Here is a 20,669-nt window from a genome sequence, read left to right on the forward strand (position 1 = left end):
GTTGTGGTGGGCCGCAAAAGCCGCGGTCCACCGCCAAACCGGCACCACAACTCCATGATCGACAACGGTATCCCCCGACGGCCCAGCTCCAGAGATCAGCGGCGCGGGTGCGCGCTGAGGCCGTCGAGGATCAGCCCGAGCATGCGTTCTTCCGCTCCCGTCGTGGCCCCCCACAGCGCACCGGTGAGCTGAAGAAAGTCGGCGGGTTCGGCGTCCGCACGGATGGTGCCGTCCCGCTTGCCGGCGTCGAACAGTTGCGCGATGGCGACGATGACCGGGCCGTAACTCTGCTCGGCGACCGACTGGTGCGCGCCAGGGCTGAGGGCGGCACCGAGACCGTGCTTCTTGCGCATGGCACTCACCAACGCGGTGGTCCAGCTCCGCAGCGCCTCCAACGGTGGCAGCGTGGCCAGCAGGCCCGGCACCGACTCGACCAGTTCCTCGACCGCGTCCTGGTAGACGGCGAGGACCAGCGCCTCGCGGGACGGGTAGTTGCGGTAGAGGGTGCCGGGACCGACGCCGGCGAGCTGGGCGATCTGGTTCATGGACGTGTCACCGTCCTCGGCGAGGGCCCGGCGGGCGGCCGCCAGAATGCGGGCTCGATTCTCCCGAGCGTCTGCGCGAACCATGCCACCTCCTTGCTATCCGGAGAACTCTCCACTACGTTAAATGGAGACCTCTCCACAACGATAGAGGAGCATCGTGCGTTACATCAAACTCGGCTCCACCGGTCTCGACGTGTCCCCCATCGCCATCGGCGCGATGACCTACGGCGACCCTGGCCGCGGTCACCCGATCTGGTCGCTCGACGAAGAAGACAGCCGCCCGCTCATCCAGCACGCCCTCCAGGCCGGCATCAACTTCTTCGACACCGCCAACATGTATTCCTACGGCTCCAGCGAGGAGATCCTGGGCCGCGCGCTCAAGGACTTCGCGGACCGCGACGATGTCGTCATCGCCACCAAGCTGCGCCACCCGATGCGACCAGGCCCCAACGGCCGAGGGCTCTCCCGCAAGGCGATCATGACCGAGGTCGACCACAGCCTGCGCCGACTGGGCACCGACTACATCGACCTCTACCAGATCCACCGCAACGACCACTCCACCCCGCTGGAGGAGACCCTCGAAGCACTTCACGACCTCGTCAAGGCCGGCAAGGTGCGCTACCTCGGCGCCTCCTCCATGCCGGCGTGGGAGTTCGCCAAGGCCCTGCACCTGCAGAAAACCCACGGGTGGGCGCGGTTCGTGTCGATGCAGGACCACTACAACCTGCTGGCCCGCGAGGAGGAACGGGAAATGGTCCCGCTCTGCCTCGACGAAGGAGTCGGCACGATCGTCTGGAGCCCACTCGCCCGCGGTCGACTGGCCCGCGCCTGGGACGACGCCAAGTCGACCGCACGCGCCGAGACCGACGGCGCCTTCGCCGACCTGCTCTACGCGCCCACGCAGGAGACCTCCAACCACGCGATCATCGACGCCGTCGGCAAGACCGCCGCCGAGCTGGGTGTCAGCCGAGCGCAGGTCGCCCTGGCCTGGCTGCGCAGCAAGCCCGTCGTCACGGCACCACTTGTCGGCGCGAACACCACCGCCCAGATCGACGAGGCAATCGCCTCGCTGGACATCGACCTCACCGACGCACACCTGGCCACCCTCGAACGGCCGTACACGCCGCGATACGACTTCCAGGGCATCTCCGACGAGGCCGAGCTGCAGAAAATCAGGGACCGAATTCCGGGGTACGCCACCGCCTGAGGCGCGGCGCTGGCCAGCTCCTCCTGTTTCAGCGCTCGGTCAGCCCGACCTACCCGTCGGCGACGCCGTTTGAGCAGCTCGCGGATGACGACTCGTACCCTGATGGCTCATCGGCGCGGAAGGTCCGGGCGAAGTGCAACCAGTCGGCCCACCGTCGAACAGTCCCCCGGTGGAGAACGTCACCCCCGGCGTGGGCTGATTCCCGCTACCGCCAGCCTGCCTGTCCTTGGCAGGGTCAGGCCACGGCGGCTGCCCGACCCAGCGGGAACCGCACGCCGGTGAGGTCTTCCGAGACGGCCCAGAGGCGTTGCTGCACGGTCAGGTTGTAGGACTCGGGGCTGGAGGTGACCAGCTTCGGGTAGCCGCGCACCTCACCCAGGCCGTCGGGGCCGTAGTACTGCCCACCGAGGACGGACGGGTCGGTGGCGGCCCGCAGGGTGGGCAGCGCGCCGGCCGTCGCGGGCTGGGTGATCACCGGGGCGAGCCAGGTGATCGGTCGGCGGACGGCCGCCGGGGAGTTGCGGAGCAGTTCGGTGTTGGAGACGCCGGGGTGTGCGGCCACCGCGGCGGTGGTGCCGTGCGCGGCGAGCCGGCGCTGCAACTCGTAGGTGAACATCAGGTTGGCGAGCTTGGACTGGCCGTAGGCGGCGACCCGGCCGTACGACCGTTCCCAGTGCAGGTCGTCGAAGTGGATGGCGGCGCGGATGCGGTGGCCGACGCTGCTGACCGTGACCACCCGGGAGCCGGGCACGGGCAGCAGCAGGTCGAGCAGCAGGCCGGTGAGCGCGAAGTGGCCCAGGTGGTTGGTGCCGAACTGCATCTCGAAGCCGTCGCGGGTGGTCTGCTTCGGCGTGTACATCACGCCGGCGTTGTTGATCAGCAGGTCGATCCGCGGGTGGGTGGCGCGCAGGCCGGCGGCGGCGGCGCGCACCGACTCCAGCGAGGTCAGATCCAGTTCCTGTACGGAGACGTCGCCGTTGATCCGGGCGGCGGCCAGTTTGCCCTTCGCCGTGTCGCGTACGGCCAGCACGACCGATGCCCCGCGCTCGGCGAGCAGCCGGGCGGTCTCGAAGCCCAGCCCGGTGTTGGCCCCGGTGACCACGGCCACCCGGCCGTCCTGGCGCGGAATCTGCTGCTCGGTCCACTTCATCTCAGACTCCCCAATGTACCGCTGGTAACTTATGCCTGAAACGGTAAGGGACCGCCGGTACCCTGTCAAGGGACCGCCGGTACCTAAGCTAGGGTTGGCGGCATGACGTTCCAGCGAGCGCGCAGCGAGGAGCAGCGTGCGGTCCGGCGTCGGGCGATCCTGGAGACGACCTCGGCCATGCTCGACGAGATGCCGGTGGCCGCAGTGACCCTGAACGAGTTGAGCCGGCGGGTCGGCCTGGCCAAGACGGCGGTGCTGCGCTATTTCGAGTCCCGCGAGGCGATCCTGCTCGACCTGCTGGACGACCGGACGACGACCTGGCTGGCCGAGCTGGAGCAGGAGCTGGGCCAGGGCGTCGACCCGAGCCGGTCCGCGCTGGAACGGGCCGAGCAGACGGCCGACGTGCTCAGCCGGTCGCTCGCCGCCCAGACGGTGCTCTGTGATCTCTTCGGCGCGCAGGGCGGGGTGCTCGAGCACAACGTCTCGGTCGAGGTGGTCCGCCGGCACAAGCGCGCCTCACTGGCCAACCTCGCCGTGATGGCCGGTCTCATCCGGCGGCACCTGCCCGAGGTCGGCGACCGGGCCGAGCTGTTCTGCCTCAGCGCCCTGATCATGGCTGGCGCGCTGTCCGCCTACACCTCGCCGCCGCCGAGCCTGCTCGCCGTGTACGAATCCGAGCCGGCGCTCGCGGTCCACCACGTCGACCTGCGGTCGGCCCTGCGGGTCGCGATCATCACGTCGCTCGTGGGCATACTGCCGCGCCCCTAGGGTCTGGGTCAGCGCGCGAAATTCGATGGCCATGAGGCCGTTCGCGGTCTACCGTGGCCCGCCGTGCTCCCAAACGAACAGATAATCGGACAGGCCCTGGATCGGATCGCGGCCGGGTACGTCTTCCCGGCGAAGGTCGCGGACATCGACGCCGCCATCCGGCGCCGTCTCGCGGCCGGTGAGTACGACGACCTGGACGGACCGGCGCTCTGCGAGACGGTGACCGCGCACCTTCAGCAGGTATGCCCCGACAGGCATCTGCGGCTGCTCTGGACGGACCAGCCGCAGTCGCTGGACCCCGCGGACGAGGACGGAGGGCGGGCCGCGTTCCTCGCGCTGCTCAGGACGGAGAACCAGGGGATCCGCCGGGTCGAGCACCTGGACGGGAACGTCGGGCTGATCGACGTGCGGCGCATCGCGTACGCCGACGAAGGTGCCGCTGCGATCGGCGCGGCCATGCAACTGGTCGCCCTCAGCTCCGCGCTCATCCTGGACCTGCGCGCGTGCTCCGGCGGAGCACCGGAGGGAGCCGCGATGTGGTGCAGCTACTTCTTCCGCGACGATCAGGTGCACCTCAACGACTTCTACGAGCGGTCCACCGGCGCCACTCGCCAGTTCTGGACTGCCGCGCACCTTCCCGCGCCGCGCTATGTCGACCGCCCGGTCTCTGTGCTCACCAGCGCGATGACGTTCTCCGGGGGCGAGGACGTGGCGTACACCCTGCAGGCGCACGGTCGGGCCGTCGTCGTCGGTGAGACGACCCGCGGCGGCGCGCATCCGACGGCCCGCCACCCGGTGACCGCACACATCCTGGTGACAGTGCCCACCGCCCGGACCATCAACAGCGTCACCGGCACCAACTGGGAAGGCGTCGGAGTGGTCCCCGACGTCCCCGTCCCGGCGGACCAGGCGCTCGACACGGCACTCAAGGCCATCTCCGGCGGATAGGCGCGGCCCGGGTGGCGCGTCGTGAGCCGTACCCGAGGCTCTGGTTCCCGGCCGGTCGAGCGCCGACCGGGAACACCCGGTCAGGCCGTTGTCAGTCCTCGGGTCGCCAGCTCACTGAGGGACGCGCCGCCGTCACCGCCGAGCGCCGCCCGAGCCACCGCCGGTTTGCGCAGCTCGAACACCTCGACGAGGATCGTCGGCGCTTCGGACCGGCGGCGGATCCCGTCGACCTCCTGCCGGTCAGGGTTGAACGGCAACGTCTGCCACTGGTTCGCGGTCTCCTGCCAGTCGGACGAGATGGCCGCGGCCAGGCCGTCGAGCAGGTTCGCGTAGTTCTCCCGGCTGATCGCGCGACCCAGCCCGTACCGCTCGCGCAGGGCGAGAATCTTGGGCGGAGCCTCTCCGGAGTAGCTGTTGTTGATTCCGAGCCACCAGTGGGCGAAGTACGTGCCCTGGTAACCCTGGGCCAGGTAGCGCGACCCGTCGTGGTGCACCTCGATGATGAAGTTGTGCACCTGCGGGAACTGGCAGTCGAGCAGCAGGACGGTCTGGGCGTTGGCGGGCCGGACAAGCAGCGCCTGCTTGAGCGCGTCGCCCTCCCCCTTTCCGTAGGTCTGGCCGGACAGGCGGACGGGCTCGCCGCCCTTGCCGCGCAACTGCTCGCGAATCTGGAACGCGGCCATTCCGCAGTTCGCCCACCTGCGGCTCTCGTCGCGCAACGTGATCTGCCGGTCGTCGGTCCGCCCCGTACTCGCCACCGCCGCGTTGAGCTTCGCCAGGTCGTCGCCGCCGACAGCCTCGTCACGCTGCCGTTGGCTGTCGTCGGTGGCACGGGCCATGTCGTTGCGCGCGTAGCTGGTCGCGGCGGTGATGGCTTCGGCCCAGGTCCCGAAGCTTCGGTGCGGCAGCAGCGCGCTCGCCGACCAGTTCACCAACGCCCCGACCACCTCGCCCTTGAGGTCGTTGGGCAGGAGCAGTTTGATCCGGGTCAGGATGTCGTCGAACGCCTTCTCGTCGGTCTCCAGGTTGGGGATTTGACCGTTCGGTGGGTAGGTGTCCCGCTCCTCCACGATGATCAGCATCCGAACCTCCACTGTCCGCTGTGTACGACCGCCCCCACGGCGAGCCGTGTTCCAGATTGGACCGTCCGTGAGCGGACGAACACCGAACGTCGGACTTCCGTCCCGGATCGCGACTTCGCGCTCAGTCCGCGACAGCCGTCCCCGTGGATCTGAAGGTTCGGGTGAGGGCGGTGCGAGCAGCGGGTGTGGCCGATGAGCGTCGCCAGTCGCGCCACACCGGCCGGCGCCGGCTGCGCGCGGGCGACAACGGCGATCACGGTACGCGCCAGAGGCCGGCACCGAACCTCGGCCGGCGCGACAATTGTCCGCCTCGACGAGGGCCCGAGCCGCCCCACGCACGGCACCGAAGCTGGTGCGGTGCTGATTGTCGGACTCGACGGACGAAGCCCGCAGCCAATCGGCAGACTTACCCGAGGGCGGGTATTGCTCGCGTATCAGTCATCGTGAGCTGCCGATTTCCTCGTGCGAAGACGCTGCTGTGCGGAAGACTGGGGCCGTCAGCGGCGGTTTGCTTGTTCAATCCCGTCGGACCACCGATGAAGTTGCGCGAACGCCTGGTCATGGCTGACAGCGAAGCCGGCGAGCTGATCGGCGTGGCTGACAAGGAGTGGCGACGTTGAGTGACACGGATCTTGGCACCCGCAGCGACCGGGGTAGTGAGTACGCCGACCTCTCCCGCATGGTCCGAAACGCGGGTCTCCTCGACCGACGAGCCCGCCGCTACGCGGCGCGCGTGACGGTGGTGCTGGGTTGTCTCGTACTGATGGGCGTGCTGTTCGTGCGGCTCGGGTCGTCGTGGTGGCAGACGGCTACCGCTGCCGGTGTCGCGGTGCTCCTCGCGCAGCTGGCGTTTCTCGGTCACGACGCCGGGCATCGGCAGATCTTCCGCTCCCGCCGGGCGAACGACGTGGTCGGCCTGGTGTGCGCCAACCTGGTGACCGGGATCAGTTACGGGTGGTGGGTCGACAAGCACAACCGCCACCATGCGAACCCGAACACCGAGGGCCGCGACCCCGACCTCATGGTGGCTCCGCTGTCCTTCACCCCGGGTCAGGCTGCGGCGCAGCGGGGCCTGCGGGCGCTGTTCGTCCGGCACCAGGCGGCGCTGTTCTTTCCTCTGCTGCTGGCGGAGGGTCTGCATCTGCACGCCGCCAGCGTCCGGGCGGTCGTCCGCCGCGGCGGGCTCAGGCGCCGGCGCACGGAGGCCGGCCTGCTCGTCCTGCATTTCGCCGGCTACCTCGGGGCCGTGTTCCTGGTCCTGAGCGTTCCGCAGGCGATCGTGTTCATCCTGGTCAACCAGGCCCTCTTCGGGCTCTACCTGGGCAGTTCCTTCGCCCCGAACCACAAGGGCATGCCCATCCTGACCGAGGCCGACAACCTCGACTACCTACGCCGACAGGTCCTCACCTCCCGCAACGTGCGCGGCGGCCCGTTCCTCGACGCACTTCTCGGTGGGCTCAACTACCAGATCGAACACCACCTCTTCCCCAGCATGCCCCGACCCAACCTCCGCCACGCCCAGCCGCTGATCCGTCAGTTCTGCGCGGAACACGAGATCGCCTACCACGAAACCACCCTCATTCAGTCCTGGGCACAAGGGCTGGCACACCTACGGGCAATGGGCGCCCGACCGACCCGACCGGGCAACCGCTGAGACTGGTTGGTCACCGGTCGCCGTCTTTGATCTTGCCGGGCTGGGCCGGGGTCGCGGTCACCTGGCCGCTCGGCTGCTGCGGCCAGCCAGGGGAACCGGTCAGGCGGTGCGCTCAGGGGGTCAGCGGGTGAGACCCACGAGCGTCGCCAGTCGCGCCACGCCGGCCGGCGCCGGGTTCGCACGGGCGATCTCGGCGATCACGGTACGCGCCAACGGCCGGCACCGAACCTCGGCCGGCGCGGCACTATCCGCGTCCACCAGGGCGCGCGCTGCCCCGCTCAGGTCACTTATGTGAAGGTACGCCCGCGCGACGGCGGGTGCCCGAGTCGCCAAGATCAGACGCAGGGTATCGGCTTGTTGGACCGCTACGCTAAGCACTAATCTCCTGACCGACAGCGTTTGCCAACCCCCTGTTTCTCTGGTGGAGGTCGCGATGAAGCTGACCAAGCTCTATAAGGATCCTGGCTCGGGTGGCAACGGGTGCCCCACGGTCTACCTTGGCGAGAGCGGGGAGCTTGTCGTTCAGGGAGACCTCATTGACGAGGACACCGTCGGCGAGCTAGAGAACGTTCTTCCTGGTGAGGGTGCGGTGCGGATTCCCGCCGAGGTGTTGCTCGGTGCCATTGCGCGCTACCGCGAGTCCGAGCAGCGGTGATCGAGCGTTGACCCGGTCGTTCACGTCTCTCGATGACGACGAGTTCAACCAACTGTTTCGCGACTTCCGTTACACGGCTTACCGGCTGGAGACGCTCCAGCGGTACGACGTGTCGTACGAGCAGGACGAGTTCGCGCGGTTCCTGGCGGGTCAGACCCGCGGCGAGTTCCCCGGGATCGCGGCTTGGTGTGACACCGTGCGGGCGGCGGTGTCGGCGGGCAAGCGTATGCACCGGGTCCACGTCGTCGCCGAGCCGCTGTCGGATTACGTCCGGTTTGAGTGCGGCTGGGCCTACGAGCACACGGTCGAGGCGGGCGAGGACGTCCGCCTCATCGTGGTTCCCGGCGATGACTGGCCGGCCGCATTGCCGCACTACGACTACTGGTTGTTCGACTCGGCACGGCTGGTGGCCATGTACTACGACGAGGATGGGCGGTTCGTCTCCGGAGAGTTGATCGGCGAGCCGGAGCGAATCGTGCAAGCCAACCTGTGGCGTGATGCGGCCGTCTCGGCGTCGGTCCCCTATCGGAAGATCGCAGACCAGCTCCAGATCAACGCCCCATGACCCGCCGCTCGCCGCCAGGGCGGCAGCGTGAAGGACTACAGCCGCCGCGTCAACTCCCCCTCGACGCCACCCGCTTCGTCAACCGCGAGCAAACCCTCACCCAGCTGGACGCGGCGCTGCCGACCGGCGACGAACCTACGGCTGCGGGCCTCCGGCCGATGACCGTGGCTGCCATCGCGGGAGCCCCCGGTGTGGGCAAGACAGCGCTGGCCGTCCACTGGGCTCACCGAGCACGCGCGTGGTTCACCGATGGCGATCTTTACGTCGACATGCGCGGCTACGGCCCTGGGCCGGCCCTCGACGTCGGCCAGGCACTGGATACCTTCCTCCGCGCCCTGCACGTGCCGGCAGAGCAGATCCCGACGGACACTGAGGGACGTGCCGCCCTGTTCAGGTCCGTCCTGACTGGCAAGCGCGTCCTGATCGTGGTGGACAATGTGTCCACCGTCGGTCAGGTGCGGCCACTGCTGCCAGCTACACCAACCTGCATGGCGATCGTCACCAGCCGCAGCCGACTTTCCGGCCTTGTGGCACGGGAAGGAGCGTCGCGGATGACCTTGGACGTTCTGTCTCCTGACGAAGCAATCGCGCTGCTCAGCGATAGCATCGGCGGGAGTCGCGTCAGCGCAGAGCCACAGGCCGCCGCTGAACTTGCCCGCCGCTGCGCCTACCTCCCCCTTGCCCTGCGGATCATCGGGGAGCGCATCGCCAACTCTCCCCATGCCACACTCGCAGAGTTCGTGGCAGACCTCGCTCTGGTTGAGCATAAGCTCGACGCCCTCACGGTCGACGATGACGAGCTGTCCGACGTACGGGCGGTGTTCTCCTGGTCCTACCAGGCGCTGCCCGCCGACGCGGCGCGGCTCTTCCGGCTCCTCGGGTTGCACGCCGGCTCCAACATCTCGGCGGCGGCAGCGGCAGCCCTCGCTGGCGTCGGTCTGGTCCGAGCCCGCAGTCTGCTTGACCAGCTCACTGCTGCGCACCTGGTGCAGAACCCTGCCCGCGACCGATACCTGTTTCACGACCTTCTCCGCGCCTACGCGCTCGAACGGGCCCAGGCTGAGGAGACACCGGAGCAGCAGCGCCAATCGCGACGCCGCGTCTACTCCTGGTACCTGTTGATGGCCGAAGAAGGTCGCAAGGTCATCCTTCCGTACTCGCATGCCGTGGCTCTGCCCGCTGGCGAGCCCGGCGTCGCCCTCGCTCCTCCGCGCACGGTGGCCGAGGCGATGGCATGGTTCGAGCGCGAGCGGCTGAACCTTCTGGACATCGTTCGGCAGGCCGACGATCTGGGAGAACTCGACATCGCCTGGCAGCTGCCGGTGGTCAGCGACGGCTTCTTCGAACTCAAGTCCTACTGGGCCGACTGGCGCGACATCCACATGACCGGCCTCCGTGCGGCGCGCTCCGCCGGGTCGCGCCTCGGCGAGGCTGCCAACCTCCGCTGCCTCGGCGACGCCTACTGGCGCATGGGAGAGCGCGAGACCGCGCTCGACTGCTATCACCAAGGCGTCGCCGCAAGCCGTGAGGTCGGCGACCACTGGGTGGAGGGATTCTGCCTCCGTGGCCTGGGCCTCATCCACGAGGAGCTTGGGCAGACGAACGAGGCCATGGACTTCTACGGTCAGGCGCGGGAGGTCTTTCGCCGCCATGGCATCACCCGAGGCGAGGGCATGTCGTTGCTCAGCCTCGGCAACGGGCACCGCGCACGCGGACATCTAGACGTGGCCATCGCGCACTACCACGAAGCCGTTGCCATCCTCGGCAGCATCGACGATCACTGGAGCGTCGCCTGGGCCTCCTACCCCCTCGGCCTGGCCTATCAGCAGATCGGCCAGCTCGGCGAGGCCCTGGAACGGCACACACATGCCCTGGAACTGTTCCGCAGATTCGACGACCGACGCTGCGAGGGGCTCACCTTGGCCGCCCTCGGTGACACCCACCACGCCGCCGGCCGGCACGAAGACGCGCAACGCTGCTGGCAGCAGGCGCTGCAAATCCTCGATCCCCTCGGAGATCCCCACGCCGGTGCCGTTCGTAGCCGTCTCGGACAGATCGGCCGCGGCGAAACACATGATCACGCGTTAGGGGCGCCCCCAGTTGACTGAGTCTCACCGGGTGAGGCCGACCAACGTCGCCAGTCGCGCCACACCGGCCGGCGCCGGCTGCGCGCGGGCGATGTCGGCGATCACGGTACGCGCCAACGGCCGGAACCGAACCTCAGCCGGCGCGACACTGTCCGCGTCCACCAGGGCGCGGGCAGCCCCGCGCACGTCACCTAGTTGCAGGTACACCCGCGCGACGTCGACCAGGTAGGCACCGCGGTACTCGGCCGGCAACCGCAGCCACCCCTCCCGCCGCACGATCACCGCATGCCGCCGTACCGCCTCCGCCGCATCACCCCGCGAGGCAGCCACCAGCACCCGCGCCACCTCGACGGCCACCGGCCCGAAGCTGGTTCGGTGCGTGTCGTCGTACCCCCGAAGGTTGGTGGCGACGCCCGCGGCCCGGTCGGTCAGCTCGTCGGCGCGGCGGTGCTCGCCGCAACCGGCGGCAGCGAGCGCGGCCTGGACCAGTAACGTCCCACCCACCGCCCTCCCCCGGTGCTCGCCCTGCCCCGCCCCCTCGCCCTGACCGTCGTGATCAAGAGGTTTGCGGCAGTTTTGATCTCCAAAGGGCCCGCAAACCTCTTGATCACCGGCATAGACCAGCGGTAGGAGGACGCGGTTGGCGGCGGGGAGCAGCACGGCCAGAGCCAGGTGGTCGCGGTCCTGTGCGCAAAGCGCCTGGCCCACCGAGATGGTCGCTGCCGCCGCGAGCAGCCGGTCGTCGCCGGCGGCGGTCATCGCTCGGTCGGCGGCCAGCCATCCCAGGTCGGCCTCGCCGAGCTTGACCAGCAGAGACGAGGTGATTCGGTACGCCTGCACCAGCAGCTCCGCCGACCTCGCTCCTTGAGCGGCGTCGAGCAGACTCGGCAATACCCGCACCAACTGCCCGTAGTGCGCGTGCTGGTAGGTCAACCAGGCATGCCCGACCTGCCTCCTCAACTCGTCCGTCTGCGGTGGAGCCTTTGGGGTGGCGTAGCGGGCGAGGGCGGCCCGGATGTCGTCCACCCCGTCCGGCGTGCCGGCGGGGGTGCCCCGCGGCTGGCCGAGCAGCGCCTCCGGCTCGACGCGCAGGACGTGGGCCAGTTCCTGGATCACCGAGTACCGGTCCAGGGGGCGCACGCCCCGCTCGATCTTGTCGACCCAGCTCTTCGACCTACGCAGCCGGTCGGCGAGCATCTGCTGGGTCATCGACCGCCGCACCCGCCAGCTCGCCACGCGGCGGCCGATAGGGATGTCATCGCTGGTCACGCCGCCACCGCCGGTCCGGGACCGCGCGGGTCGTGTCCTCCACGGGTACGCGCTCCGCCTCGGCCTGGGCCAGGAGGCGCTGCTTGGCAGCCTCCCGCTCGGCCGCCTCACTGTTGTTCTCCGGAGCGTTGTCGTCCTGACCGCTCATCCCCGCCTCCTCCAGTGGAGGCCCAGCAGCTCAGGATCGACCGTTGCCACACCGGGCCATCAGGACGTGCTCACGTCCCAAACCGGACAGTAGGGCGAATTGGCGATGCGTTGATTACTGGCAGTTATGCGGCCAGGTTGATGCCGATGCGGCCGGCGAGCAGACGCAGCTCGTCGGGGATGGCTCGGCGCTGGGCCCGCTGGGCAAGGGTCACCACGGCATCGCGGGCAAGCGGGTTGATGGCGAACGGAATCGGCGCTGCACTCTCGGCCTGGACGAATGCGGCGAGAGCTTCGGTATCCCGACGACCGCCGTCCGCCAGGGCACGCCCGAGGTCGAGCCAGTAGGACTGTTGTCGGATGGATGCTGCGAGTACCTGCGGTCGGACCATCCTAGACAGCTCAATGACCCGGCCGGACTCGCCCTGCTCGGCGGCGATGGACATCTCCCAGAGCCCGACGTTGGTCGGCCCGAACCCACAGCCGTTGAAGCCGGCTCCGTCGACGGGATCCCCGAGGGTTGCCGCCTCACGGGCCGCCTCTGCGAGGTGGTCGCGGGTGACGTCCAAGCGACCGCTCACCGCCGAGGTCAGCGCGGCGGAAAGGTGGAGCTGCCCGAGCATCTGTCGCACTCGCTCATCGGCGGCATCGGCTTGAAGCTCGGCCAGAGAACGGTCAGCAGAGCGGGCCGCAACGGTGGCGGACTCGATCGGCAAGCTCTGCGCGTACGCGAAGCGGGATGCTGCGATCCACGCCGGATCCTCAGCCTGATCGGCGACCATCCCGGAGAGCCGGGCAGCGTTGAGGGCCAGGTGTCGGTATCCGAGGTTCCGCAGGCAGGTGGCGGCCTGATAGGCCACCTGGACGAGCACGGTGCCGCCCACGGCGGCGGCTTCGAGCAGCAGACCGGGGAGCAAACGAGCCATAGCTGGGTAGTTGCAGGACGTGCGGAGCTGTTCAGCGCGAGCAATCTCGGCGGTCAGCCGCTCCGCTGTGTAGGTCGACGGGCGGCGCTCGCCGTCCTCGATCTCGATCAGGGCGGACCAGATGGCCGGCACGCACTCGGCGGCGCTCTCACGGGCCGGGTCGCCAGACTCGGTGCCCTGGCCGAGGAGGTCGGCCACCGTGACCTGGAGTGCGGCGGCAAGGGCGACCAAAGTGGAGCGACGGTCGATGGTCTTCCGCCCCGACTCGACCTGCGACACGTACGACTGCGTAACGCCAGCGAGCCCAGCGAGGACGGCCTGGGTCATGCCGCCACGACGCATCCGCCAGTACCGGATTCTGGCACCGATGGTGTCCGGCTTCTTCACCATGCCTACGTCCACCCCCAGACAGAGGACTGGATCACGACGCTGAACCGCTACCCGCGCACGGTACACCCGTAGAGCATCGCAATAGTGACGCTAAGCGCGCAGGTGTGCGTCTGCCCTTAGTACGTCCCACCGTCCGCTCCCCAACCTTCGACTCGCGTCGCTGCCGTGACCGGGACCGCATCCAGCCACCTGGCGCCAACCTTGCCGCTGCAGCTGCCTTCATCACCGTCCGGAAAGCACCACCACAAAAGTCTTCTGCGCCCCTCGGGGGCGGCCGCTTCCAGCTGTCTCTCCGCGGGTTGAAGCCGTCGAAACGAGCGGGGTCCCGGACGCTGATCCAGCGCGCGGTCTCGGCCCAGCAGGCGGTGTCATGATGACGCCCCAGATGCCCGCGAGGGCACATTAGCCAGTGTGGTCAGGCTGATCATCTCGCCAACCTCGGCGGAGGATCTTTTACCATGAACTCCGACGCAATGCCGCCCGATCGGCCTTTTCGCGAGCCAATTCGAGATCAGTTTTTAGTTGGCTAGAAGAACTAGGCCAATCAAATGGAGAGTCAGAATCTATGGCACCCAGCTTGAGCCATTGCTGGTCTAGGTATATCCGGAACCTATCAGCGCGTTCGATTCTATCGCGAATTGGAAAGACGTCCGAGATCTGCCGACGGAAGGACATGTCTGTGATCGGGGTATCAACGATCATGGCATCGACATAGGAAAAGCGCTTCACCATAGACTTGTGCATATAGCTTCCGACGGTGGTAATGCGGAATGGTCCATTCATGTTTCGCCCCTCGGGAGCGTGGATCAAGTTGCGCTCCTTAGCTCGCATCAGATGGGATCCCGCCTGCTCCTGGGTGAAGCCAATACCTTGCATGAATCGATAAACACTTGCAACATCAACGTACCCACTTCGACCGGCGGCTACCCCTGCTCGCTCAATGTGCGCTAACATTAAGCACATCAGAAAGTGTTCGCGACCATCATCGGTCGAGACATCGAACACGTTGCATATCTTACTCGCTGACGGATAAAAATAGTCGTAGTCCCCAAAAATGATGGCCCTGATGAATTCATGCGTGGGGACTGTATACACGGAACCCCGGCCAGCAACCTCAAGAACCCGGCTGGTCGATACGTAACCACTACCTATAAAGGTAGTAAGGAATTCGAGAGCCGTCCTTACGTTCCCCCCGCTGAGATTGTCAATAATCTCGTTAAGCTCGCGATCTTCGCTGAACGCCTTGATCAGCACGTCCAGGTAGGCGCGCATAGCGCTCGCATTGATCGTGAATCGGGTGGAGAAGGCGCCGGATTCCTCAGACTCGTTCAGCTGCTCATATGCCCACTCGACTCGCTTAAGAATCACCTTGTCAACTCTGGCAGGCGAAATCGTGAACACCCTCAACTGATAGGCGGCTAGAGACCCTTTAGTCTTGGACTCGTAGAGAGTGCTTGGCCTGAGCGCAACAAAGATCGTTCCAGGCCACCCGTCAGCTAAAGACTGAGCAATCAAGAAGACTTCGTCTTGAAAATCGGACGGGCGCTGATCGATGTTGTCAAGGACTATCACCGGCGACCGCCGCTTCTTTGACTTCAGATAATCAAAAGAAGCTTTCAGGTGCTCATCAGCACGAGCGGCGAGCTGCTGGAGGCGTTCAATCTCCCGCATCTGGTACTCTTCCGGCCTTGTCAAGGCTAGGGGACCATATACACCCTTGGCGAAACGAACTAGCTCTCTCTTGTAAACTTCTCGAATGAACCCTCCCTCCTCGATATCGATAGAATGAACTTCTCTCAACTGTTCGATCAGTCGCTCCAGAACGTACGATTTTAAATCGTTGGAAAGAGCGGGTTCCCTACCGAAGTCTAGGTAGAAAACATAGGCATTCCCCAAGAGTTCGCGGGCTTCGACCTCGATCAAATTGCGCAAGAACATCGTCTTGCCCACGCCGACGTCGCCAACGATCACCAGCGGCCGACGACTTAACGCCTCTGTCATGATTGTGGCCGTGAGCTTTTGATTAATTCCTTTGCGCGTCGTAGCAGGCTCTGACTCAACCTCAGCTGAATCCCGCAAGGCGGCGTAGCGTGACCGTAAAATCTCTTTAGTAACAGTGGCGTACTGAGAGAGGGCGTCATTGGGGGTGTAGCACTTTTCGACGAACTCTTTCGACATCGGCCCTGCGGACGATCCAAGATCTTGCAGGAAGAGGTCACCCAGGGTCTTCAGATCGGTTTCCAGAGAAGTACGGGCCCTAAAACCCGGGTAGCTCGTGATACCGTCGGAAAGCTTTCCGGGCGCCATCGCTCTAATTGATTTCCCGAAAAGTGCACGTTGAAGATTTCGAGTAGCGACGCCCTCACGCGACAGGTTTGCCCAAAGCGACCCAAAATCGTCGTACATCTCCTGCAGGGAGGAATAAATTAAGGCTCGACCTTCGAGGGGTGGCACACCGTCCTGTCGGGACGCGTAAAAAGCAACGAGCTGACGACCGTTGGTCGCAACAGCAATAGGAACGCCGCGCTCCTGGCAGTACTTCAATACTTGCCGAATCGCTTGGTTCGCATTCGCATCCTCTAGCAGCGTTGCGATGTCGATCTGACGCCGACCTTCGAGTCCTACTGGGATCGAAAAGTAGCATCCTTCCTTTTTGGCCTCAACGATCATCTCCGTTGCCGGATTGCCCAATTCGTAATCGGCATAATCGCCAGCATGGTAGGGCTCATTCGTGATGTCGCCGTGTCTCCACCCAAGACACTCGATCAACAGTCGGTCGATGATTCTAATCCGGGTCGTCGCCTCGTTCAATGGCGAGTTCGCTAACTCGGCAGCAAGCTCCTTGATCTTTTGCTTGGCGCTCGCGAACTCGTCCATGATCTCCCCAGCTCACGTGTAGATGGCCCCCGAGGGGCACAGGCTACATCCGAGGGCCCCCGTCGGGGAGCATGTGTCGGAAGAACATCAGAAGAGCCTCGGTCCTAACCTAGCTCTAGGACAGGCGAGGTCTGGGCCAGCGGAGAGGAAACCGCCGACCGGATCCTCACGTAAGCTGCCATAGGGGTTAGTTGACTGCAGGGTGTCTTAGCAGGTCACCGGGCTGTTCTGACTCATCGGCAGATCGACGTTCCGACGAGTTCGGTGGCCGGGGCAACGCCGCATATCACCTGTAAAGTGTCAGCACTTTAAGAGCCGCCTTACGATCACTGGTGGTGCCGACATAAAGCGGGACATCACCTTCCGCAACTCACAAAGCCACGATCGCCGCAGTCTCCGCGGGCAGCTCGATCCGGTCCCGCATCACGGTGACCCCCTCCCCCGTGGCCAACAGCACCCGCCGCGCCACCTCAGGCAGCGACACCCCCTGCCCCCGCCCAGCCAGGTTCGCCACCACAAGGGTGTCCCCCCGCCGCATCACCAGGAACTGATCCCCGTGCTGCACAGACACAGCGTTCAACCGAGGATCCGAGAGATCAGGAAGCGACCGCCGCAGCGCTATCAACCGCTGGTAAAACGACAACATCGAAGCATGCTCAGGCTTGTCCAGCTCGGCCCAGTCCAACCGCGACCGTACGAACGTCTCCGGGTCCTGCGGATCCGGCACGTCCCCCTCCGGCCACCCGTGCGACGCGAACTCCCGCCGCCGCCCGGTCCGCACCGCAGAGGCCAACTCCGGCTCCGGATGCGAGGTGAAGAACTGCCACGGCGTGGAAGCAGCCCACTCCTCCCCCATGAACAGCATCGGAGTGAACGGCGCCGTCAACAGCAACGTAGCCCCAACCCGCAGCAGCGAAGGCGACAACGAAGCCGAGATCCGATCGCCGGTAGCCCGGTTCCCGATCTGATCATGGTTCTGTAGGTAAGCAACAAACCGGTGCCCAGGCACCCGAGGATCAACCGGCCGCCCATGGTGCCGATTCCGGAAGCTAGACCAGGTGCCAGCGTGGAAGAACCCGCCGGTCAGCACATCCGACAGCGTCTCCAGGGAGCCGAAGTCGCCGTAATACCCCTGCCGCTCCCCCGTCAGCAACGTGTGCAGCGCGTGGTGGGCGTCGTCGTTCCACTGGGCGTGCAGCCCGTACCCGCCCGCCTCCCGAGGCGTGATGAGCCGCGGGTCGTTGAGGTCCGACTCCGCGATGAGCGACAGCGGCCGCCCCAGGTGCGTCGACAGCGACTCGACCTCGATGGCCAACTCTTCGAGCAGCGGCACCGCCCGGGTGTCCGGCAGGGCGTGTACGGCGTCCAGACGCAGCCCGTCGACGTGGTAGTCGCGCAGCCACATGAGCACGCTGTCGATGATGTAGCGGCGTACCTCGTCGGAGTGCGGGCCGTCCAGGTTGATCGAGCGGCCCCAACTGTTGCTCTGCTCGGCGAGGTAGGGCCCGAACTGCGGCGCGTAGGCCCCGGAGGGCCCGAAATGGTTGTAGACAACGTCGAGGATCACCCCCAACCCGCGAGCGTGGGCGGCGTCGACGAACCGTTTCAGGCCGTCGGGGCCGCCGTAGGGCTCGTGCGGGGCGTACCAGCAGACGCCGTCGTACCCCCAGTTGTGTTCGCCGTTGAAGGCGTTGACCGGGAGCAGTTCGATCAGGTCGACACCGAGGTTCACCAGGTGGTCGAGGCGGTCGATGGCGGCCTCGAAGGTGCCTTCCGGGGTGAAGGTGCCGATGTGCAGCTCGTAGAGGATGCTGCCGGGCAGTTGGCGGCCCGTCCACGCGCTGTCGGACCACTCGAAGGCGGAGTGGTCGTAGCGGCGGCTCGGCCCGTGCACTCCCGCAGGCTGCCACGGCGAGCGGGGGTCGGGCAGCGGTGTCTGGTCGTCGTTCAGCAGAAAGGAGTAGTCAAGGCCGGCGTCGGGGACCTCGACCCGCCACCAGCCGTCGGCGGCGGCGCGCATCTCGTGGTCGGTGTCGCCGGCCAGGCGCAGCCGCACCCGGCTGGCGTCCGGCGCCCAGACGGAGAATTCGGTCATGAAACGGCCTCCTCGGCAGCGGTGGGAGGAGCCAGCAGAGCGACGGGGTAGTCGGCCAGGAGATTTTCCAGCGGCGTCTCTCCGCCACTGTAGACCCGGCCGGTGAACAGGTCCTTCATCTCGTGAACGGGAAGTGACAGGGCTGTGTCGCACCACCCGCCGGCGTGGGCCAGCCCGAGCGGCAGGCGGGTCGCCACGGCGATCACGCCGCCCCGGTCGAAGGCCACCGCGTGCCGGCCCACCGGCCCGTGCGCGGGCACCGGCCGGTAGGTGGTGAACAGCTCCGGGTGCGCCCGCCGCAGCCGCAGGGTCCGCGACACGACGAGCAGCTTCACCGCTCCGTCGGTGTCGATCGGGGGACGCCAGCCGCCGTCGATGCGTGCCAGCAGCTCTCGGCGTACGTCGAAGTCGACCGGGCGGCGGTTGTCCGGGTCGACGAGGGAGTTGTCCCACAGCTCGGTGCCCTGGTAGATGTCCGGCACGCCGGGCATGGTGAGCTGGATCAGCTTCTGCCCGAGGGAGTTGCACCAGCCGGCCGGGGTGATGGCGGCGGCGAGTTCGGTCAGCTCGTCGTGCAGGCTCGGGTCGTCGTACATCCGGTCGACCACTGCGTGCACTGCCTGCTCGAACGCCGGGTCGGGGTCCGCCCAACTGGTCGAGGCCCCGGCCTCCCGGGCGGCCTTCTCGACGTACGCGTGCAGCCGTTCCCGTTCGATCGGCCATGCGCCGACGGCGGTCTGCCAGAGCAGGTGGGCGAACGCCGGGTCGGGCAGCGGGGCGTACTCCATCCAGGTCTGGACCTGCTCTGCCCAGCGGCCCGGCAGCTCGCTGAGCACGGCGAGCCGGGCCCGGACGTCCTCGCTGCGTTTGGTGTCGTGGGTGGAGAGGCTGGTCATGCTGGCCGGCCAGCGGACCTGGTGGGCGGCGGCGAAGCGTTGAAACTCCGCCGGTGGCACCCCGAAGTGGGCGGGGCTGCCGCCGACCTCGTTGAGCGCCACGAACCGGGTCCAGCGGTAGAACGCGGTGTCCTCCACGCCCTTGGCCATCACCGCGCCGGTGAGCTGCGGGAAACGCATCGCCAGCTCGTCGTCGGGGTCGCGCAGTCGGCGGGTGACCGCGTCCAGGGCGAGGGCCAGGTCGGGGCGGCGGCGGCCGGCCTCGGAGCGGGCGGCGGCGAGGTACCGGGCGCCGTGCGGCGGGTAGCCCCGGTAGACCGGGAACGCGGCGGCCAGCTCGGCGAGCGCCGCGCGGGCCTGCTCGGTGGGCACCTCGGGGGCGAGGGCGGCCAGCCGGGTCAGCTCGGCGGCGAGCAGTTGGGTGGCGGCGGCCAGTTTGGTGGCGTGGGTCAGGTCCTCCCAGGAGGTGTGGTGCCCGGTGAGGCGGTTGTCCAGCGCGGTGAAGTCACCCTCGGCGTCGGTGTCGACGAAGAGCCCGTTGACCGCGGCCAGGGCGTCGTAGCCGGTGGTGCCGTCCACCGGCCAGTCCGGCAGCTCCTCGCCGTACTCCAGGATCTTCTCCACCACCAGCCACGCGTTGGGCGCGGCCTCGCGCAGCCGGGCCAGATAGCCGGCGGGGTCGCGCAGGCCGTCCGGGTGGTCGACGCGGATGCCGTCGACCTCCCCGGCGGCGGCCCAGCGCAGGATCAGCTCGTGCACGGCGGCGAACACCGCCGGGTCCTCCACCCGCAGACCGGCCAGGCCCGCGATGGCGAAGAACCGGCGGTACGTCAGCTCGGCGTCGCCGCGCCGCCAGGAGACCAGCTGGTAGTGCTGCCGGTCGTGCACCTCGGCGGCGCTGCCGTCGCCGGTGCCGTCGGCGATCGGGAAGCGGTGCTCGTGGTAGCGCAGCTCCCCGTCGACCACCTTCAGGTCGTCCAGGGCGGCCTCGTCGTCGGCCAGCACCGGCAGCAGCAGCCGGCCCCGGTCCCAGTCGATGTCGAACCAGTCGGCGTACGACGAGTCGCGCCCCCGGCGCAGGACGTCCCACCAGGGCGGGTTGGCGGCCGGGACGGCGACCCCGGCGTGGTTGGGCACGATGTCGACGACCAGCCCGAGCTGCTTGTCGCGCAGCGCGCGCAGCAGCCGCTGCCGGGCGGCCTCCCCGCCCAGCTCCGGGTTGACGGCCCGGTGGTCGACCACGTCGTAGCCGTGCTGGGAGCCGGGGGTGGCGGTCAGCAGCGGGGCGCTGTAGAGGTGGCTGACGCCGAGGTCGTCCAGGTAGTCGACGATCGCGGCGGTGGCGTCCAGGTCGAACCCGGGGCGGACCTGCACCCGGTAGGTGGCAGTGGGAGGGGTGGCCGGCATG

17 protein-coding genes are annotated in these 20,669 nt (G+C 67.4%); 7 read left to right on the forward strand and 10 right to left on the reverse strand.

Annotation, left to right across the window (positions count from 1 at the left end; genetic code table 11):
- Positions 1–95 precede the first annotated feature (95 nt).
- The gene (locus ABZU52_RS10770; protein WP_354970833.1) at positions 96–629 is read right to left on the reverse strand and encodes a TetR/AcrR family transcriptional regulator; all 534 of its coding nucleotides are present in this window, start codon (positions 627–629) and stop codon (positions 96–98) included.
- A gap of 73 nt (positions 630–702) precedes the next feature.
- Here ABZU52_RS10770 and ABZU52_RS10775 point away from each other — a divergent pair, with 73 nt between their 5' ends.
- Complete coding sequence (locus tag ABZU52_RS10775; RefSeq protein WP_354970834.1) at positions 703–1,752, forward strand: aldo/keto reductase; 1,050 nt, start codon at positions 703–705, stop codon at positions 1,750–1,752.
- A gap of 235 nt (positions 1,753–1,987) precedes the next feature.
- Here ABZU52_RS10775 and ABZU52_RS10780 read toward each other — a convergent pair whose 3' ends face one another.
- Positions 1,988–2,902 (reverse strand): SDR family NAD(P)-dependent oxidoreductase, encoded by a 915-nt coding sequence (locus ABZU52_RS10780; protein WP_354970835.1) that lies wholly within the window; start codon positions 2,900–2,902, stop codon positions 1,988–1,990.
- Between the two features lie 102 nt (positions 2,903–3,004).
- On the opposite strand from ABZU52_RS10780, the gene ABZU52_RS10785 reads away from it, so the two are divergent.
- Positions 3,005–3,670 carry a TetR family transcriptional regulator gene (locus ABZU52_RS10785; protein WP_354970836.1) on the forward strand — a complete coding sequence of 222 codons (666 nt, stop codon included), beginning with the start codon at positions 3,005–3,007 and terminating at the stop codon, positions 3,668–3,670.
- 63 nt (positions 3,671–3,733) lie between these two features.
- Positions 3,734–4,618 (forward strand): S41 family peptidase, encoded by an 885-nt coding sequence (locus ABZU52_RS10790; RefSeq protein ID WP_354970837.1) that lies wholly within the window; start codon positions 3,734–3,736, stop codon positions 4,616–4,618.
- A gap of 80 nt (positions 4,619–4,698) precedes the next feature.
- On the opposite strand, the gene ABZU52_RS10795 is transcribed toward ABZU52_RS10790, so the two are convergent.
- Positions 4,699–5,700 carry a hypothetical protein gene (locus ABZU52_RS10795; protein ID WP_354970838.1) on the reverse strand — a complete coding sequence of 334 codons (1,002 nt, stop codon included), beginning with the start codon at positions 5,698–5,700 and terminating at the stop codon, positions 4,699–4,701.
- A gap of 679 nt (positions 5,701–6,379) precedes the next feature.
- Between ABZU52_RS10795 and ABZU52_RS10800 the strand changes: the two genes are divergently transcribed.
- Positions 6,380–7,354: an acyl-CoA desaturase gene (locus tag ABZU52_RS10800; RefSeq protein ID WP_354970908.1), complete on the forward strand. Its 975-nt coding sequence runs from the start codon at positions 6,380–6,382 to the stop codon at positions 7,352–7,354.
- Positions 7,355–7,474: 120 nt separating this feature from the next.
- Here the strand turns inward: ABZU52_RS10800 and ABZU52_RS10805 are convergent, their stop codons facing one another.
- Positions 7,475–7,612, reverse strand: coding sequence for a hypothetical protein (locus ABZU52_RS10805; RefSeq protein ID WP_354970839.1), 138 nt, complete (start codon positions 7,610–7,612; stop codon positions 7,475–7,477).
- Positions 7,613–7,787: 175 nt separating this feature from the next.
- Here ABZU52_RS10805 and ABZU52_RS10810 point away from each other — a divergent pair, with 175 nt between their 5' ends.
- Genes ABZU52_RS10810 through ABZU52_RS10820 form a run of 3 tightly spaced genes read left to right on the forward strand, consistent with a single transcriptional unit; the run spans position 7,788 to position 10,682 of the window.
- Complete coding sequence (locus ABZU52_RS10810) at positions 7,788–8,009, forward strand: hypothetical protein (protein ID WP_354970840.1); 222 nt, start codon at positions 7,788–7,790, stop codon at positions 8,007–8,009.
- A 7-nt stretch (positions 8,010–8,016) separates the two neighbouring features.
- The gene (locus ABZU52_RS10815; RefSeq protein ID WP_354970841.1) at positions 8,017–8,574 is read left to right on the forward strand and encodes a DUF6879 family protein; all 558 of its coding nucleotides are present in this window, start codon (positions 8,017–8,019) and stop codon (positions 8,572–8,574) included.
- Positions 8,571–10,682 carry a tetratricopeptide repeat protein gene (locus ABZU52_RS10820; protein WP_354970842.1) on the forward strand — a complete coding sequence of 704 codons (2,112 nt, stop codon included), beginning with the start codon at positions 8,571–8,573 and terminating at the stop codon, positions 10,680–10,682. Before ABZU52_RS10815 ends, ABZU52_RS10820 begins: the two co-directional genes overlap by 4 nt.
- 3 nt (positions 10,683–10,685) lie before the next feature.
- Here ABZU52_RS10820 and ABZU52_RS10825 read toward each other — a convergent pair whose 3' ends face one another.
- The 6 genes from ABZU52_RS10825 to treY form a co-directional block, all read right to left on the reverse strand.
- On the reverse strand, positions 10,686–11,930 hold the full coding sequence (locus ABZU52_RS10825; RefSeq protein ID WP_354970843.1) for a helix-turn-helix domain-containing protein: 1,245 nt from the start codon (positions 11,928–11,930) through the stop codon (positions 10,686–10,688).
- Positions 11,917–12,078 (reverse strand): hypothetical protein, encoded by a 162-nt coding sequence (locus tag ABZU52_RS10830; RefSeq protein ID WP_354970844.1) that lies wholly within the window; start codon positions 12,076–12,078, stop codon positions 11,917–11,919. The genes ABZU52_RS10825 and ABZU52_RS10830 overlap by 14 nt, the downstream gene beginning before the upstream one ends.
- Positions 12,079–12,202: 124 nt before the next feature.
- Positions 12,203–13,393 (reverse strand): helix-turn-helix transcriptional regulator, encoded by a 1,191-nt coding sequence (locus tag ABZU52_RS10835; protein ID WP_354970845.1) that lies wholly within the window; start codon positions 13,391–13,393, stop codon positions 12,203–12,205.
- A 453-nt stretch (positions 13,394–13,846) separates the two neighbouring features.
- On the reverse strand, positions 13,847–16,270 hold the full coding sequence (locus ABZU52_RS10840) for a hypothetical protein (protein WP_354970846.1): 2,424 nt from the start codon (positions 16,268–16,270) through the stop codon (positions 13,847–13,849).
- A gap of 370 nt (positions 16,271–16,640) precedes the next feature.
- Positions 16,641–18,365, reverse strand: coding sequence for a malto-oligosyltrehalose trehalohydrolase (treZ, locus tag ABZU52_RS10845; RefSeq protein WP_354970847.1), 1,725 nt, complete (start codon positions 18,363–18,365; stop codon positions 16,641–16,643).
- On the reverse strand, positions 18,362–20,668 hold the full coding sequence (treY, locus tag ABZU52_RS10850; protein WP_354970848.1) for a malto-oligosyltrehalose synthase: 2,307 nt from the start codon (positions 20,666–20,668) through the stop codon (positions 18,362–18,364). The genes treZ and treY overlap by 4 nt, the downstream gene beginning before the upstream one ends.
- Position 20,669 lies beyond the last annotated feature (1 nt).

Origin of the sequence: Micromonospora sp. NPDC005220 (genome assembly GCF_040607895.1) — a bacterium.
Classification (GTDB): domain Bacteria; phylum Actinomycetota; class Actinomycetes; order Mycobacteriales; family Micromonosporaceae; genus Micromonospora.

Coding starts and splice junctions, on each gene's coding strand:
- ABZU52_RS10770 (WP_354970833.1), bottom strand. CDS start 629: ATGGTTCGCGCAGACGCTCGGGAGAATCGAGCCCGCATTCTGGCGGCC.
- ABZU52_RS10780 (WP_354970835.1), bottom strand. CDS start 2,902: ATGAAGTGGACCGAGCAGCAGATTCCGCGCCAGGACGGCCGGGTGGCC.
- ABZU52_RS10785 (WP_354970836.1), top strand. CDS start 3,005: ATGACGTTCCAGCGAGCGCGCAGCGAGGAGCAGCGTGCGGTCCGGCGT.
- ABZU52_RS10795 (WP_354970838.1), bottom strand. CDS start 5,700: ATGCTGATCATCGTGGAGGAGCGGGACACCTACCCACCGAACGGTCAA.
- ABZU52_RS10800 (WP_354970908.1), top strand. CDS start 6,380: ATGGTCCGAAACGCGGGTCTCCTCGACCGACGAGCCCGCCGCTACGCG.
- ABZU52_RS10810 (WP_354970840.1), top strand. CDS start 7,788: ATGAAGCTGACCAAGCTCTATAAGGATCCTGGCTCGGGTGGCAACGGG.
- ABZU52_RS10820 (WP_354970842.1), top strand. CDS start 8,571: ATGACCCGCCGCTCGCCGCCAGGGCGGCAGCGTGAAGGACTACAGCCG.
- ABZU52_RS10830 (WP_354970844.1), bottom strand. CDS start 12,078: ATGAGCGGTCAGGACGACAACGCTCCGGAGAACAACAGTGAGGCGGCC.
- ABZU52_RS10835 (WP_354970845.1), bottom strand. CDS start 13,393: ATGGTGAAGAAGCCGGACACCATCGGTGCCAGAATCCGGTACTGGCGG.
- ABZU52_RS10840 (WP_354970846.1), bottom strand. CDS start 16,270: ATGGACGAGTTCGCGAGCGCCAAGCAAAAGATCAAGGAGCTTGCTGCC.
- treZ (WP_354970847.1), bottom strand. CDS start 18,365: ATGACCGAATTCTCCGTCTGGGCGCCGGACGCCAGCCGGGTGCGGCTG.
- treY (WP_354970848.1), bottom strand. CDS start 20,668: ATGCCGGCCACCCCTCCCACTGCCACCTACCGGGTGCAGGTCCGCCCC.